The sequence below is a fragment of the Ruminococcus flavefaciens ND2009 genome, from assembly GCF_000621785.1.
Classification (GTDB): domain Bacteria; phylum Bacillota; class Clostridia; order Oscillospirales; family Ruminococcaceae; genus Ruminococcus; species Ruminococcus flavefaciens_C.
Genome location: NZ_KK211346.1, coordinates 694024 through 708559, shown reverse-complemented (window position 1 = coordinate 708559; position 14536 = coordinate 694024). Strand labels below are relative to the sequence as shown.

The following is a 14536-nucleotide window of genomic DNA, read 5'->3' as shown; positions in this document are numbered from 1 at the left end:
ATGCTTTTACACTTGCTGGCAGCTGCAATGCTCATACTTAGCGGAGCTTTCTGCGGCGCATATTATTCGGAAAAGCTGAAAAATAGGGTCAGGATATGTACCGATGCAGAACGGCTTCTCAGGATTTGCGCTGCTATGATAAGGAGCTCCCGCAGGGATATTTTCAATATTATAAAGGCATTGAAAAGCGAAGGCCTGTCTGAGCTCGGTTTCCTTTTTGAGCTTCCCGAGGAGTATTCTGCGGACTGTGATGTGAGGAACTGCTGGCGAAATGCACTCATCCGTGACCGAAGTATACCTGCGGAGGAGAAAGCTGTCCTTACAGAGCTTGGACTTATACTGGGAACTACTGACGCGGAAGGACAGCTCAGCGGAATAGCTTCACTGCTTGTCCGAATGGAGGAGCTCCGTGAGCAAAGACGGGAGGAGTATCTCCGTAAAGGAAAGCTTTACCGAAGTCTGGGCGTAATGGCAGGAGTATCTGTAGGAATAATTCTGATTTGAGGTAGAAAAATGGACATTGATCTGATTTTTAAGATAGCAGGGACAGGAATAATTGTGGCGGTGCTCAATCTTGTGCTCAAGCGTGCAGAACGTGAGGAACAGGCTATGATGACCACCCTTGCGGGGCTTATAGTGGTGCTTGTTGTCATAATAGACGAGATAGGCGACCTTTTTGAAAGGGTCAAATCGGTTTTCGGACTATGGTAGACAGCTGTTTTTCGGTGGGAGTTTTCTGTATATGCGGAGCTTTGATAGCATTGGTTTTGAAACAATATTGCTCTGAGCATTCCCTTGCTGTTTCCATAGCAGTCTCGGCTTCGGTGATGATAGGTGCTGTTGTTTTGCTTGAGTCTCCGTTTGCGGAGCTTCGGACTAAAATGCTCTCCGCAGGCATATCAGAGGACTACATAAATATCATTTTCAAGGCTGCGGCGATCTGCTGTATTACACATATTTCGGCGCAGCTGTGTCGTGACAGCGGTGAGGGAGCTATGGGTGCTGCTGCCGAGCTATGGGGGAGAGCAGCTCTTGTGTCTATAAGTCTGCCTGTACTGGGAGATTTTCTTTCTCTCTTGGACAGGCTTATGTAGGTGGATCATGTACAGATTTTTCAGAATACTTTTTACAACTATATTGCTTACGCTGCTTGCAGTTCCGATGACCGCTTTCGGAGAGGAGGACGACTCCGCTGCCGACAGTTATTATTCTCAGCTCGATGATATACTTGCCGATTATGACATCGGATCTGACACCGGAGAGCTCAGCGGGGCTGACTTCAAAGAGATCAAGGACATGGTCATTGACAGGATCGGCTTTGAAGTCGGCGATGTTACGAAACTGCTTGGCACGCTTATTTTTGTGATCGTCATTACAGCAGTCCTGAAAAGCGCAGGCAGCGGTATTTTCGAGAATTCCGCCGACATATTCGGCACAGTCAGTGTACTCACTGCCGTGACTGTAATTGCTCCGCCTTTGTTCGACGTACTTGGAAACACTGTCACTGCCGTTGAGACGGGAGGGAGCTTCATTGCGGTTTTTATACCTGTTTTTGCGGGAATAACCGCTGCGATGGGGGGCGTGACCTCTGCGGGCATATACGATATTGCAGTCCTCGGTGCTTCGGAGCTCTTTGTCCAGTTTTCAGCGGGGATACTCATGCCGGTAGTCACTTCCTCGGTCATGCTTGCTGTTACGGGGAGCGTTTTCGGCGGTGAAAGCCTGGGCAGCATAGTTCGTCTGACAAAGAAGCTGATAACCTGGGGCGTTACAGTCGCCATGACTCTTTTTACAGGGTTTCTTACAATGAAGTGTACTCTTGCAGGTAAGGCGGACGGTGCTTCCACTAAAACTACACGCTTCATTATTTCGGGCATGGTCCCTGTTGTGGGGGGAGCAGTGTCCGACGCCTATTCTACAGTTCGCGGAAGCTTTGACATGATCCGCAGCACCGTTGGTACGGCAGGCTGTGGGGCATTGCTGCTCATATTCCTGCCACCTGTGCTGCGGCTTATGGTTTTCAGAGCCGTACTGTGGACGGGAGGAGCTGCGGCGGAGCTTTTCTCGGCAGACAGCATGGCAAAGCTGCTTAAAGCGCTTGACGATGGTCTTGCAATAGCACAGTGCATACTGGTGTGCTTCGGAGTGATGTTTATTCTGTCAACTGCCATATTACTACAGACCGCAGGAGGTTAAGATGGAGAACTTAGTATCAGCAGCAGGCGGAGTCTGCGCGGTTTCAGCACTTATCTGCGTACTTCGCATGATAGCAGGGGGCACAAAGCTCAAGGCTCAGGCAGAGCTCATCATTAAGCTGGTACTTGCAGCTTCGGTGATCGCGGTCATATCCGAGGGTGCCGTAAGCCTTGAAATTCCCGATATTCCGTCGGGAAGCGGCACGGATTACAGCGAAGCGGAACAGGTACGTGATGCGGAGCTCGTTAGGCATACAGGGGAGAATATCTCGGAGGTGCTCAGAGGACAGCTGTCCGCCGCAGGGATAGAGACAGAAAAAATCGAGACTGAGGTTAATATTCTTGAGGACGGCAGCATAATTATTAGTAGAGTCATTATCAGCTCTGCGGATAATGAAGCTGCCGCAGAAATAATACGCAGCAGTCTCGGGCAGGAAACGGAGGTCGTGAATGGAGATAGTTGAAAAAGCAAGGGAGCTTCTGAAGCAGAGGAAGTGGGCTGTATTCATGACTGTCTGTGGAGTTGCGGGACTGCTGCTGATAATGATCTCATCGCTGCTGCCTGATAATAAGCCTGCTGAGGCGAAAAAACAGGAGAGTGTCATGAGTCTCGGCGATACCGATGAGCTGCGAAGCGATACGGAAAATCGTCTCGGAGAGCTGCTCAGCAGCATAGACGGTGCAGGTGATGTCAGGGTATACCTTACCTTCGGCAGCTGCGAGCGTTACGTTTATGCTTCCGAGGGGCGCAGGAGCCGTTCGGAGGGAAAGACTGAGGAGGAGGAAAAATACGTTATGACAGGCAGCGGAAGCGAGAAGTCGCCCCTTGTTGAGACTATCGAAAAGCCGGATGTTACGGGAGCGGTAATAGTCTGCGACGGAGGAGACAGCGCAGAAGTAAGGGAAAAGATGTACAAAGCTGCTTCTGCGGCACTGGGTATCTCTACGGCAAAAATTTATGTTGCAAAACTAAGATAAAAGGAGAAAACTTATGAAAAAACCATCACTTATCATCGGAAAAAAGCAGATAATCATGACCTGTCTCACACTCATGCTGGCGGTGGCGGTCTACATAAACTATACCGCTTCACCGAAGCTTCCCGACGATGGCGGCTCCGCGGTATTTTCGGAGGAGACAGAGAAGGTCCGCTACGGCGAGACCGAGTTTGTGAACGCTGAGGCTGAGCCCGTGTCAGGGGACTACTTCGCACAGGCACGTATCGACAAGCTCAGGGACCGGGACGAAGCTGTGCAGACTCTACAGACCATGATAGGCGGCGGAGACGTCACCGAGGACGAAATGGTAGTTAATGCCCTGGACGCGGTTCAGGTCTCCAAGCTCATCGAAAGCGAGGGAACTATCGAATCTCTGGTAAAAGCACAGGGCTTTCAGGACTGTATCGCCTATCTTGACGGGGAAAATGCCAAGATCGTAGTCAAGACTGAGGGGCTGGAAAAGTCTCAGGCAGCCGCTATAAAAGAGATAATTCTCGGGGAAACGGAAGTTCCCGCAGAAAATATCAGAATTTTTGAGGTAAAATAGTTGAACTGAGCGAAAATATTTGGTATAATATAATAGTAAGGGTGTAAGCACAGTATTGATTAAAAAATACACCCAAATATGTGCCAACGGAGGTCCATTATGGAAGTTGAAGAGATGAAGCCTGAGGTATCAAGCAGACTTAAAATATCAGAGGATGTGCTTATCGCAATTGCAAAGCTTGCAGCACAGGACGTCAAGGGCGTTGCAGGTCTTGGCGGAGAAGTGGGCAAGATGAGCAAGCTCAGAAAGAACGGTCCCATAAAGATCAGCATGATGGGCGACGTTGCGGCAATAGACATGAAGATAGTCATAAAGAGCGGCGAAAAGGCATGTAATGTCGCACAGGAGGTCCAGACAGTAGTCAAGGAGAATGTGCAGAATATGACAGGCGTCCCCGTTGCAAGAGTAAACGTTACAGTAAGCGGAGTAGTTTTTGAATGATCCGCAGATACAGACCTGATGACCTTGGCGGAGCAGCTGAGGTCTTCCGCTCTGCCTTCGCCAAGGAGCCATGGAAAGAGGAATGGACTGCCGAGCTTGCAGCCGAAAGGATCTCTCAGCTCATGTCAGCTCCCCGGTCAGTGGGTTATGTGTCCGAAGAAGACGGTGTGATACAGGCGATACTCTGCGGCAGGAGGCTCACATACCTCCACGGTGATGAGTACGTCATAGACGAGTTCTGTGTGTCGCCCTCAGTACAGAGACAAGGCACGGGAACAGCTGTCATGGAATATGCGGCTGATGAAATGCGCCGTGAGGGCGTTGTGGCTATGGCTCTGATGACTACAAGAGGTTACCCAAGCGAAAGGTTTTATCTGAAAAACGGATTTGAAGGAATAGACGGTATGGTTTTCATGTACCGTACAATAAAGGAGAATGTAAATGACAAGACGTGAAATAAGAGACAGCGCATTCAAGCTGGTTTTTGAACAGCTTCTGCGTGACGATGATATAAATGAGCTCTACGAGATCGCCGAGGAGATCGAGGAGATAACCGTCAATGACGAGGTAAAGAAGATCGTTGAGGGAACTCTCACTCATGCCGAGGAGCTGGACAGCATAATTGCAAAGTACAGCAAGTCCAGAAGTATTTCCCGTATCTCAAAGCTAAATCTTGCTATACTCCGCATTGCCATGTATGAGTCCCTCTACGATGACAATACACCTATGAATGCTGCTATCAGCGAGGCTATCAAGCTTTCCATGATGTATACATATCAGGAGGATACTGCCTTCATCAACGGAGTTCTCGGTGCATTTTCGAGAGACACCCGAAAGGAAGAGACTCCCGATGCCTGAGTTTCTCGGTATAGATACCAGCAATTATACTACCTCGGCGGCAGTTTATGTCAGCGAGGAAAACAGGATATATCAAGCAAAGAAGCTCCTTCCCGTCAAGGAGGGAGAGTTGGGTCTGAGACAGAGCGACGCGGTATTCCATCACACAAAGCAGCTTCCCGATATGATCGAGAAGCTTTTCGGTGACAACAGTCTTGGTACTCCCATGACTGTGACGGCGTCTGCAAGACCGCGCAATGTGGAAGGATCATATATGCCCTGCTTTCTCTGCGGAGAGGGCTTTGCGCGCTCTTATGCGGCGGTCACGGGAGCAAAGCTGTTCACTACCTCCCACCAGATAGGTCATATCCTTGCAGCACTCTATTCCGCAGACAGGCTTGAGCTTGTGAAGGAGCCCTTCATCGCCTTTCATGTCAGCGGCGGAACTACCGATTGTCTGCTGTGTGAGCCCGATGGGGAGAATGTCCTCTCCATAACGGAGATCGGTACATCTCTTGACCTGAAAGCCGGACAGGCTGTTGACCGCACGGGCGTCATGCTTGGACTGCGTTTTCCCTGCGGCGCTGAGCTGGAAAAGCTGGCGGCAGGTGCCGACAAGCGCTATAAAGTTAAACCTGTCCTGAAGGACGGCAGCTGCTGTCTTTCGGGAGTTGAGAATAAGTGCGGCAGTATGCTGAAAAACGGGGAGACTCCCGAGAATACAGCGAGATACTGCCTTGATTTTATTGCAGAGACCATTATCGTCATGACAGCTTACGCCGTGGAAAAGCACGGTGAGCTGCCTCTTGTTTTTGCGGGAGGAGTAATGTCGGATGTTATTATCCGCGACAAGATAATTTCCCGATACCCCTCAGCCGGCTTTGCGGAGCCGCAGTTTTCCTGCGACAATGCGGCAGGTGTGGCGATATACGGATATCTTAAAAGTACAGGAGAAAAGTGATGCCTGTAATCACAGTTACACAGATAAACAGATACATAGGCTCTATACTGAAAAATGACAGGAACATTCAGGGCATCATGGTCCGCGGAGAGATCTCCAACTATGTGAAGCATTTCCGCAGCGGTCATGTGTACTTCACTTTGAAGGACAGCGAGAGCGCCATAAAGGCGGTGATGTTCGCAAGTGCTGCGTCACGCCTTAAATTTGCTCCCGAGGACGGTATGGCTGTTATAGTTTCGGGAAGTATAGGAGTCTATGAGCGTGACGGAGCTTATCAGCTCTATGTGAACGATATTATCCCGGAGGGCGCAGGCGCTCAGGGAGCCGCTCTGGAGCAGCTGAAACGAAAGCTGCAAAAGGAAGGAATATTCGACACTGCCCATAAGCGTCCCATCCCTTCAATGCCCAAAAAGATAGGCGCGGTCACCTCCCTCAGCGGTGCTGCGGTGAGGGACATCATAAACGTGCTTTCCAGGAGATACCCCATAGGCGAGGTCTACGCCGTGAATGCCCTTGTTCAGGGCGAGGGGGCTCCCGAGTCAGTGTGCAGGGGAATACTCCGCGCGGAAGCCGCAGGCTGCGATGTTATCATAGTCGGACGAGGCGGAGGCTCCAGCGAGGACCTCAGCGCCTTCAACACCGAGAAGGTGGCTTATGCTATATATAACTGCAAGGTGCCTGTTATCTCGGCTGTTGGACATGAGACAGATTTTACCATCGCCGATCTTGCGGCAGATCTGAGGGCTCCCACGCCGTCAGCAGCGGCAGAGCTGGCAGCTCCCGATATATCTGTTCTATATGAGAAGATAGGCATACTGGAACGACGATATGAGAAGGCTGCCCTGGCGGTACTGGACAGGAGCACGGACAGGTTCATCGCACTGAATGCCCGTCTTGCGGCACAGTCTCCCGATAACAGACTGAAGCTGACGGGAGAAAGACTTTCCTCTCTGGACAAGCGCCGTGACGCTGCGTTTCTGCGGTACATGGACAGGCTTGAGAGACAGCTTGGTGAAACGGCAGCAAAGCTTGACAGCCTCAGTCCGCTGAAGGTGCTGTCAAGAGGCTATTCTCTGGTCTACAAGGAAGACAAGCTGCTCAGCAGCTCCGAAAGCATAAGTAAGGGCGACAAGGTCAGGATAACCTTCGGAAGCGGCGGCGCAGAGGCTGAAATTACTGATAAATGGTGATAAAATGGCAAAGAAAGTTACTTTTGAGGACAATATGACAAGACTGGGACAGATAGTCTCAGAGCTTGAAAAAGGCGATATCCCGCTGGAGAAAGCTGTGGAGCTCTACGGCGAGGGCGTCAGGCTCTCGGCAGAGTGCAGAAAGCAGCTTGACAGCGCACAGATAAAAATTACGGAGGACGGCGGAGAAGCTCCGTCGGAGGATTGAATATGACAGATATTAAGGAAAAACTCAATGAGTATATCAGGTTCACAGAGGAGAACCTGAAGAATTATAACCTTCATTCGGAGGAAATGGCGGCTCAGAAAAATCTCATCGACGCCATGAACTACTCTCTGGAGGCAGGCGGTAAGCGTATCCGTCCCGTGCTGGTCTACGCCTTCTGCAATGCTCTTGGCGGTGACTACAGGAACGCCTGCGCACCTGCTGCGGCTATCGAGATGATACACACATTCTCGCTTATACATGACGATCTCCCTGCAATGGACGATGATGACTTCCGCCGCGGAAAGCCCTCATGTCACAAGGCTTTCGGCGAGGCTATGGCTATTCTTGCGGGCGATGCTCTTTCTGTTCAGCCCTTCGAGATTATCGCAGATGACGACCACCTCACCAGCGACAAGAAGGTGAAGATGATCTCATGTCTGGCAAAGGCTGTTGGCAGAGCAGGCATGATAGGCGGCCAGGTAATCGATATGGAGAACGAGGATCGCAGCGACGTTGACGAGGCAAATCTGCGCAATATGTACAGGCACAAGACAGGTCAGCTCATTGCTGTTTCCTGTATGATGGGCTGTATATGCGCAGGTGCGGATGAGGAGACCATTTCCGCTGCTGCCGAATACGGCTTTAAGCTTGGACTTGCCTTCCAGATAGTAGACGATATACTCGACGTTACCAGCACCACTGAGGAGCTGGGTAAGCCCGTAGGCAGCGACGAGGAGGAGAACAAGACCACCTTCGTTGCTCTTTACGGAGTTGAAAAGGCGCAGGAAATAGCAAACGCAGTTACAGACGAAGCTCTCGGCTGCCTTGAAAAATTCGGCAATGACGCATTTCTCACACAGCTGACGGAAATGCTTCTTAGAAGAAAGAATTAAAGCAAAGGAGCTGCGGAGCATTCTCCGCATTTCGTATAAAATGAAGGATAATATAAATAACAATGATAAGGTGACTCTTGAGGAGCTGGAGCTGCCGCAGGACCTTAAAAAGCTGACGCTGAACCAGTGCTCGGCACTGTGCAAGGAGATACGAAATGTGCTTATCTCCACTGTTTCCAAGACAGGCGGCCATCTTGCGTCCAATCTCGGCGCTGTGGAGCTTACAATGGCTATACACCGCAACTTTAACTCCCCCGAGGACAAAATAGTCTGGGACGTGGGACATCAGGCGTATACCCATAAGATACTTACGGGACGTCTGGACCGATTTTCCACGCTTCGTCAGGAGGGCGGCATTTCGGGATTTCCCAAGCCCGAGGAGTCGGAGCATGACACGTTCATCAGCGGTCACAGCAGTACCTCTGTGTCTGTAGCCTGCGGTATTGCCGAGGCTATGAAGCTCCAGGGCAAGGACAACTATGCGGTGGCTGTAATAGGTGACGGTGCTATGTCAGGCGGAATGTTCTACGAAGCTATGAACAACTGCGGACGTGACAAACAGAGAAACCTTATTGTCATTCTCAATGACAATAATATGTCCATTTCCAAGAGCGTGGGTTCAGTGTCCAAATACCTGACCTCACTGCGCAACACCGAGAAATACCTCCACACCAAGAGGGCTGTGGAGCGCGGTCTGGAGAGGATACCCCTTGTGGGAACCAGCGTTGCCAAAGGTATCAAGAACGTGAAAGACTCGGTAAAATCCAACATTCTTGAACAGAGCACCATGTTCGAGGACATGGGCTTCATATATCTGGGACCCGTAAACGGTCACAGTCTCTCAGAGCTTGAGGAAGTCATCCACATGGCAAAGTCCTATCATCAGCCTGTGTTCATTCATGTCAAGACGGTCAAGGGCAAGGGCTATATACCTGCGGAGCAGAATCCCGGAGAGTATCACGGTATCTCGAAATTCGACATAGCTACGGGAAATCCCGAGGTAGCTCCCGCTGACAGCTATTCCACCGTCTTCGGCAAGGAGCTGGTGAGACTGGCTGAAAAGGACGACAGGCTCTGCGCTATCACAGCGGCTATGAAGTACGGAACGGGACTTCAGTTTTTCCACTTCAAGTACCCCGACAGGTTCTTCGATGTAGGAATTGCCGAGCAGCACGCCGTTACCTTTGCGGGCGGACTGGCTTCCATGGGAATGATCCCGGTATTTGCGGTATATTCCACATTCCTCCAGAGAGCCTACGACCAGCTGGTGCATGACGTTGCTATCGGAAAGCTCCATGTTGTTCTCGGAGTTGACCGTGCGGGCATAGTGGGCGAGGACGGCGAGACCCATCAGGGACTTCTTGATGTGCCCATGCTGACCTCTATCCCCAACACTGTTGTATTCTCGCCATCATGCTACTCCGAGATGAAGATGTGTATGAAAAAGGCTATATATGACGAAAAGGGACTTACTGCCGTAAGGTACCCACGAGGTGCTGAGAAGGTGGATTTCAGCGAATTCCACCTGACAACGGAGCACCTTTTCATACGCGAGGAAGACAGCGATATTCTCATAATAACCTACGGAAGGCTTTACAACGAAGCGTACAAGGCTCAGCAGGCGCTGAAGGCTGAGGGCATCAAATGCGATATACTCAAGCTCACAAGGATATTCCCCCTGGACGATGATCTGGGAGACGAAATAAGCGGATATAAGCGCATTATCTTCTTTGAGGAGTCAGAGGGCGAAGGAAGTATTTCCGAAAAGGTGGGAGATATACTCTCTGAACTGGGCTACTGCGGAGACTACAGCAGAATTACCGCCCATGGCTTCGTAAAGCAGGCGTCCGTAAGGTCATGTCTTGAAAAGCTGGGACTTACTGACGTCAAGATGGCGGATTATATCAGAAACAGGAGCAAAAACAATGGCAAGGCTTGACAGTGAGCTTGTGTCACGGGGACTTGCAAGGAGCCGTGAACGGGCTAAGGAAATGATACGCTCGGGTAGTGTCACTGTCAACGACAAAGCCGCTAAAAAGCCCTCGGATGAGGTCTCACCGGAGGACAGGATAGAGACCTCCGAGACCGACACCTATGTGGGACGGGGCGCCCTCAAGCTTGAAAAGGCATACGAGGAATTCGGACTTGACCTTAAAGGAAAGATCTGTCTCGATATAGGCGCTTCAACAGGCGGTTTTACCGACTTTATGCTCCGTCAGGGAGCGGAAAAGGTCTTCGCTGTGGACGTTGGACACGGTCAGCTGGCGCAGTCCCTTGCGGAGGATAGCCGCGTTGTGAACATGGAAGGCACTGACATAAGAGAGGTCACTGCCGATGACATAGGTGGACAGGCGGACTTCATCTCCGTTGATGTATCCTTCATCTCCCTTACAAAGATACTGCCCAAGGTCTATGAGCTCCTGAAAGAGGGTGCTGTGGCTGCGGTGCTGATAAAGCCTCAGTTCGAGGCAGGCAGGAGCGACATAGGAAAGCGGGGCATCGTTAAGGACAGGAAGGTCCATATCCGCGTGCTCTCTGAGATAGACAGCTTTGCATCGTCAATAGGTTTTATAACTGAAAAATACACCTTCTCTCCCGTCAGGGGAGGAAGCGGAAATATAGAGTATCTAGTGAAGCTGCGCAGGAGCGCGGGTGAGCCTGTGATACATGATTTCAGGGAGCTGACAGACAGCTCCTTCAGTAAACTTTAAGGAGTGCGGTTATGAAGGCAGCATTGTACCCTAATTTTCAGAAACCAAATGCCCTCACCTGTGCCCGTGAGGCTTGTGATGTGCTTGCGGACTGCGGGATAGATGTCTCGGTAAGCGAGATATTCAGAAAGGACTTCTCCGATAAGCCCCATATCATATTTGAAGATATAACCGAGTCTGCAAAGACTGCGGACATAGTGCTGGCTATCGGCGGCGACGGAACTATCCTGCGCTGTGCAAAGCTCCTTATCGGAACGGATACAAAGCTTCTTGGCATAAATACGGGAACTCTCGGCTTTATGGCAGGACTTGAAGCAGACCAGCTGGACAAGCTGAGCCTTCTCACTACAGGAGAGTATGAGATCTCTCAGCGCATGACCCTCGATGTGGTCTATCACAGCGAGCAGGGCGATATTACTGCAACTGTTCTCAACGAAGTGTCTGCAAGGTCGGGAAGCTTCCATATATGCGATTTTGAGGTCTACGCAGATGAATACCTCATTGGACGCTACCGTGCAGACGGTGTGCTTTTCAGCACTCCTTCGGGCTCTACAGCCTATGCTCTTTCGGCAGGCGGTCCCGTTATCGAGCCCGACCTTGAGTGCATAGAAATGACACTTATATGTCCTCATTCGCTGTTCTCGAGAGCCACCATGTTCAGTCCATCGCGAAAGCTGAGAATGAGGGATACCACCACCCGTGACGACTCCATGGTCATAAGCGTTGACGGTGAGCATTTCGCAAGTATCGGCATAGGTGAGTCAATAGACATCTGCCGCGGAAAGAACAACATCAATTTTGTGAACCTCATCGGAAATTCCTTCCATGAGTCTCTCTGCAAGAAAATGTGTAAGCCCATCAAATAAGGAGCAGCTTTTATTATGAAAAATCGCAGACACGAAGCAATTCTCGAAATAATAACCGAACAGCCTGTTGTCACTCAGGAGCTTCTCATCGAGCTGCTTGCGGAGCGCGGCATAAAGACCACTCAGGCTACCCTTTCAAGGGATATACAGCAGCTCTCACTGGTCAAGCAGAGGGACGAGAACGGAGTCTACCGCTATTCGCTGCCTGCCGCAGCGGCTGCGGAGAAGTCTCTGTTTGAGGAAGCTGTCATCTCGGTGGACTACGCCATGAATACCATTGTCCTCAAATGCCGTGCAGGCATGGCTCAGGGAACCTGTGCCGCCATTGACTCCGTGGAGCATCAGGGCATAGTGGGGACTATCGCAGGCGATGACACTATCTTTATTCTCGTGCGCAGCGAGGCAGACGCGAAAAAGCTCTCAAAGAAGTTCCGCAGCGAGCTTTTTCCGAGGAGGTAAGCTCTCAGAATGTTAAAGGAAATCTATATACAGAATCTGGCGGTAATAAAGGAAGCCGTGATACCGCTGGACAGACGTCTCAATATTTTCACCGGTGAGACAGGTGCAGGTAAGTCCATACTCATAAACGGTATCAACGCTGTTCTGGGACAGCGCTGCACCAAGGACATCGTCCGTACAGGCTGCGACAAGGCAGTTATAACCGCGCTTTTTACCGAGCTTTCCGATGAGGTCTGTGCTAAGCTTGACGAGCTTGGCGTCGCTCATGATGAAGGCGAGATAACTGTTACCCGCGAGATAAGCGCAGACGGAGGAAGCGTTTCCCGTATCAATCACAGGACAGCCTCAGCGGCACTGCTGAAAGAGATAGGCGCTATGCTCATCAATATCCACGGACAGCATGACAACCAGATACTTCTTGACAGTGACAGGCATCTTCAGATACTGGACGATTTCGGCGGCGACGATACTCTCCTCAAGGAGTACAGAGTGACCTTCCGCGAGCTTCAGCAGACTGCCCGCAGACTCGGCGAGCTGAAAAAGCAGGAGCAGTCCCGTCTGGAGCGCAGCCGTACTCTCAACGAGATAATAGACGATATAGGCGAGCTTGAACTTCGCGAGGGCGAGGACGATGAGCTGGAGAAGGAGTATGAGACGGCAAAGAATTCCGAGAAAACTCTTATAGCTATAAAGAATGCAGTCAGCCTTATAACAGGGGACGAGACTGCCAATGATATGATAGTCTCGGCAGAGACAGAAATTGCCGCATTTACCGATAACAGCACACAGCTTTCAGCCCTTTACGAAAGGCTCTCTGCCGCTGAGATAGAGCTGGCAGACATAGCCTCCGAGCTGGAAGCCTTTGCGGACAAGGTGGAGTTGGATGGTCAGCGCCTTGAATATCTGGGCACAAGGCTCAACAACATAAACAAGATGAAGCGCAAGTACGCCGCTGACTGCGAGGGGCTCATAAAGCTCTATGACGATGCCTGCCGAGAGATAATGCAGCTTGAGGGCTCGGGCAGCGAGATAAAGGAGCTGGCGGAGAAGCGTGATGCTCTGCTCCATAAGGTGACGGAGCAGGCAAAGGCACTCTATGACTACCGCGAGACCGTTGCGGAGTGTTTTACAAAGAGAGTTACCGAGGAGCTCGAATTCCTCAATATGGCAGGAGTTATCATTGCCGTAAAGCATGAGAAGGGCAAGCTCACGGTCAACGGCATGGATACGGTGGAGTTTCTCATCTCTGCCAACAAGGGTGAGGAGCCCAGACCCATCTCCAGGATAGCCTCGGGCGGTGAGCTTTCGCGAATAATGCTTGCTCTCAAAAGCGTTATCGCTGACAAGGACGCTATCCCCACCATGATATTCGACGAGATAGACACGGGTGTAAGCGGAAAGGCTGCCCAGAAGATAGGCATAAAGCTCCGTGAGATAGGACGTGTCCGTCAGGTCATCTGCGTTACCCACCTTTCTCAGATAGCGGTCATGGCAGACAACCATCTGCTCATCGAGAAGCAGATAGTGGGCGACCGCACTGAGACTCACGTTATGCAGCTGGATATGGACGGCAGAGTTGCCGAGATAGCAAGGATAATGGGCGGTGAGGACCCCAGCGATCTCATGCTGGACAACGCCCGTGCAGAGATAAAAAAGGCCTGCGGGCTTTAATGGAGGCAGCATATTGAAGATATATTCCACAAGACACGGACAGACCTCATATAACAAACAGGAGATCATCCTGGGGACAACGGATATTGACCTTGACAGTACAGGCGAGCAGCAGGCTGAGGCTCTTGCGGAGCGTATAGCTGAGCTGGGAACTATCGACATCATCATAGCCTCTCCCATGAAAAGGGCGCAGAAAACTGCCCGTGCAGCGGCGGAGCGCTGCGGACTTGAAATAGTCACGGAGGAAAGGTTCCGCGAGTGGGACTACGGCTCCTATGAAGGCAAGAGCCGCTTCACCGAGGGCTTTGCGGAAAATAAGGTCAATTTTGGAGTGAGAATGGGAAAGAGCGGAGAATCTCTCCTTCAGCTAACTCACAGGGTCTATTCGGCTCTTGATGATATTATTGCGAACTACAGCGATAAGACTGTGCTTATGGTCACACACGGCGGAGTCTGCCGTGTTATAGAGACCTACTTCAACGACATGACAAATGAGCAGTTCTCAAACTGGTTCATGGACAACTGCGGACTGCTTGAATATAACATCTGAAAAGCGGAGGG

At 50.9% G+C, this 14536-nt stretch carries 20 protein-coding genes; all 20 read left to right on the top strand.

Translation table 11 applies throughout. The annotated features are described in order from the left end of the window. The 20 genes from T488_RS18785 (at nt 1) to T488_RS0110055 (ending at nt 14525) form a co-directional block, all read left to right on the top strand. A complete protein-coding gene (locus T488_RS18785; RefSeq protein ID WP_028520698.1) occupies nt 1-504 on the top strand; it encodes a stage III sporulation protein AB in 504 nt (167 codons plus the stop codon). 9 nt (nt 505-513) lie between these two features. Further along, nucleotides 514-711, top strand: coding sequence for a stage III sporulation protein AC (gene spoIIIAC, locus T488_RS0110145; RefSeq protein ID WP_028520697.1), 198 nt, complete (start codon nt 514-516; stop codon nt 709-711). A 56-nt stretch (nt 712-767) separates the two neighbouring features. Next, on the top strand, nt 768-1094 hold the full coding sequence (locus tag T488_RS19305) for a stage III sporulation AC/AD family protein (RefSeq protein ID WP_242838324.1): 327 nt from the start codon (nt 768-770) through the stop codon (nt 1092-1094). Between the two features lie 7 nt (nt 1095-1101). Beyond that, entirely contained in the window at nt 1102-2196 is a 1095-nt protein-coding gene (locus tag T488_RS0110135) for a stage III sporulation protein AE (protein WP_028520695.1), read from the top strand. Nucleotide 2197: 1 nt separating this feature from the next. Then, nucleotides 2198-2659 carry a hypothetical protein gene (locus T488_RS0110130; RefSeq protein WP_028520694.1) on the top strand — a complete coding sequence of 154 codons (462 nt, stop codon included), beginning with the start codon at nt 2198-2200 and terminating at the stop codon, nt 2657-2659. Beyond that, on the top strand, nt 2646-3173 hold the full coding sequence (locus tag T488_RS0110125) for a hypothetical protein (protein ID WP_028520693.1): 528 nt from the start codon (nt 2646-2648) through the stop codon (nt 3171-3173). The genes T488_RS0110130 and T488_RS0110125 overlap by 14 nt, the downstream gene beginning before the upstream one ends. A gap of 13 nt (nt 3174-3186) precedes the next feature. Next, a complete protein-coding gene (locus T488_RS0110120; protein ID WP_028520692.1) occupies nt 3187-3738 on the top strand; it encodes a SpoIIIAH-like family protein in 552 nt (183 codons plus the stop codon). 99 nt (nt 3739-3837) lie between these two features. Further along, nucleotides 3838-4179 carry an Asp23/Gls24 family envelope stress response protein gene (locus T488_RS0110115; protein WP_028520691.1) on the top strand — a complete coding sequence of 114 codons (342 nt, stop codon included), beginning with the start codon at nt 3838-3840 and terminating at the stop codon, nt 4177-4179. Continuing rightward, a complete protein-coding gene (locus T488_RS17590; protein WP_051536413.1) occupies nt 4176-4634 on the top strand; it encodes a GNAT family N-acetyltransferase in 459 nt (152 codons plus the stop codon). The genes T488_RS0110115 and T488_RS17590 overlap by 4 nt, the downstream gene beginning before the upstream one ends. Then, a complete protein-coding gene (gene nusB / locus T488_RS0110105) occupies nt 4621-5037 on the top strand; it encodes a transcription antitermination factor NusB (RefSeq protein ID WP_028520690.1) in 417 nt (138 codons plus the stop codon). The genes T488_RS17590 and nusB overlap by 14 nt, the downstream gene beginning before the upstream one ends. Next, entirely contained in the window at nt 5030-5977 is a 948-nt protein-coding gene (locus T488_RS0110100; RefSeq protein WP_028520689.1) for a peptidase M22, read from the top strand. The genes nusB and T488_RS0110100 overlap by 8 nt, the downstream gene beginning before the upstream one ends. Beyond that, nucleotides 5977-7167, top strand: a complete 1191-nt coding sequence (gene xseA / locus T488_RS0110095) for an exodeoxyribonuclease VII large subunit (RefSeq protein ID WP_028520688.1) — start codon at nt 5977-5979, stop codon at nt 7165-7167. The genes T488_RS0110100 and xseA overlap by 1 nt, the downstream gene beginning before the upstream one ends. A 4-nt stretch (nt 7168-7171) precedes the next feature. After that, nucleotides 7172-7375, top strand: coding sequence for an exodeoxyribonuclease VII small subunit (gene xseB / locus T488_RS0110090; protein WP_028520687.1), 204 nt, complete (start codon nt 7172-7174; stop codon nt 7373-7375). Between the two features lie 2 nt (nt 7376-7377). After that, complete coding sequence (locus tag T488_RS0110085; RefSeq protein ID WP_028520686.1) at nt 7378-8268, top strand: polyprenyl synthetase family protein; 891 nt, start codon at nt 7378-7380, stop codon at nt 8266-8268. A gap of 40 nt (nt 8269-8308) precedes the next feature. Beyond that, nucleotides 8309-10207 (top strand): 1-deoxy-D-xylulose-5-phosphate synthase, encoded by a 1899-nt coding sequence (gene dxs / locus T488_RS0110080; RefSeq protein ID WP_028520685.1) that lies wholly within the window; start codon nt 8309-8311, stop codon nt 10205-10207. Further along, nucleotides 10194-10979 carry a TlyA family RNA methyltransferase gene (locus T488_RS0110075; protein WP_028520684.1) on the top strand — a complete coding sequence of 262 codons (786 nt, stop codon included), beginning with the start codon at nt 10194-10196 and terminating at the stop codon, nt 10977-10979. The genes dxs and T488_RS0110075 overlap by 14 nt, the downstream gene beginning before the upstream one ends. 11 nt (nt 10980-10990) lie before the next feature. Next, complete coding sequence (locus tag T488_RS0110070) at nt 10991-11845, top strand: NAD(+)/NADH kinase (RefSeq protein ID WP_028520683.1); 855 nt, start codon at nt 10991-10993, stop codon at nt 11843-11845. Nucleotides 11846-11860: 15 nt separating this feature from the next. Further along, nucleotides 11861-12304 (top strand): arginine repressor, encoded by a 444-nt coding sequence (gene argR, locus T488_RS0110065; RefSeq protein WP_028520682.1) that lies wholly within the window; start codon nt 11861-11863, stop codon nt 12302-12304. Nucleotides 12305-12313: 9 nt separating this feature from the next. Next, on the top strand, nt 12314-13975 hold the full coding sequence (gene recN / locus T488_RS0110060) for a DNA repair protein RecN (protein WP_028520681.1): 1662 nt from the start codon (nt 12314-12316) through the stop codon (nt 13973-13975). Between the two features lie 13 nt (nt 13976-13988). Then, nucleotides 13989-14525, top strand: coding sequence for a histidine phosphatase family protein (locus tag T488_RS0110055; RefSeq protein WP_028520680.1), 537 nt, complete (start codon nt 13989-13991; stop codon nt 14523-14525). The last annotated feature ends 11 nt before the right edge of the window (nt 14526-14536 follow it).

Coding starts and splice junctions, on each gene's coding strand:
- T488_RS0110120 (WP_028520692.1), top strand. CDS start 3,187: ATGAAAAAACCATCACTTATCATCGGAAAAAAGCAGATAATCATGACC.
- T488_RS18785 (WP_028520698.1), top strand. CDS start 1: ATGCTTTTACACTTGCTGGCAGCTGCAATGCTCATACTTAGCGGAGCT.
- T488_RS0110070 (WP_028520683.1), top strand. CDS start 10,991: ATGAAGGCAGCATTGTACCCTAATTTTCAGAAACCAAATGCCCTCACC.
- xseA (WP_028520688.1), top strand. CDS start 5,977: ATGCCTGTAATCACAGTTACACAGATAAACAGATACATAGGCTCTATA.
- T488_RS0110130 (WP_028520694.1), top strand. CDS start 2,198: ATGGAGAACTTAGTATCAGCAGCAGGCGGAGTCTGCGCGGTTTCAGCA.
- T488_RS0110125 (WP_028520693.1), top strand. CDS start 2,646: ATGGAGATAGTTGAAAAAGCAAGGGAGCTTCTGAAGCAGAGGAAGTGG.
- T488_RS0110115 (WP_028520691.1), top strand. CDS start 3,838: ATGGAAGTTGAAGAGATGAAGCCTGAGGTATCAAGCAGACTTAAAATA.
- T488_RS0110085 (WP_028520686.1), top strand. CDS start 7,378: ATGACAGATATTAAGGAAAAACTCAATGAGTATATCAGGTTCACAGAG.
- recN (WP_028520681.1), top strand. CDS start 12,314: ATGTTAAAGGAAATCTATATACAGAATCTGGCGGTAATAAAGGAAGCC.
- T488_RS0110075 (WP_028520684.1), top strand. CDS start 10,194: ATGGCAAGGCTTGACAGTGAGCTTGTGTCACGGGGACTTGCAAGGAGC.
- T488_RS0110135 (WP_028520695.1), top strand. CDS start 1,102: ATGTACAGATTTTTCAGAATACTTTTTACAACTATATTGCTTACGCTG.
- nusB (WP_028520690.1), top strand. CDS start 4,621: ATGACAAGACGTGAAATAAGAGACAGCGCATTCAAGCTGGTTTTTGAA.
- spoIIIAC (WP_028520697.1), top strand. CDS start 514: ATGGACATTGATCTGATTTTTAAGATAGCAGGGACAGGAATAATTGTG.
- argR (WP_028520682.1), top strand. CDS start 11,861: ATGAAAAATCGCAGACACGAAGCAATTCTCGAAATAATAACCGAACAG.
- xseB (WP_028520687.1), top strand. CDS start 7,172: ATGGCAAAGAAAGTTACTTTTGAGGACAATATGACAAGACTGGGACAG.
- T488_RS0110100 (WP_028520689.1), top strand. CDS start 5,030: ATGCCTGAGTTTCTCGGTATAGATACCAGCAATTATACTACCTCGGCG.
- dxs (WP_028520685.1), top strand. CDS start 8,309: ATGAAGGATAATATAAATAACAATGATAAGGTGACTCTTGAGGAGCTG.
- T488_RS17590 (WP_051536413.1), top strand. CDS start 4,176: ATGATCCGCAGATACAGACCTGATGACCTTGGCGGAGCAGCTGAGGTC.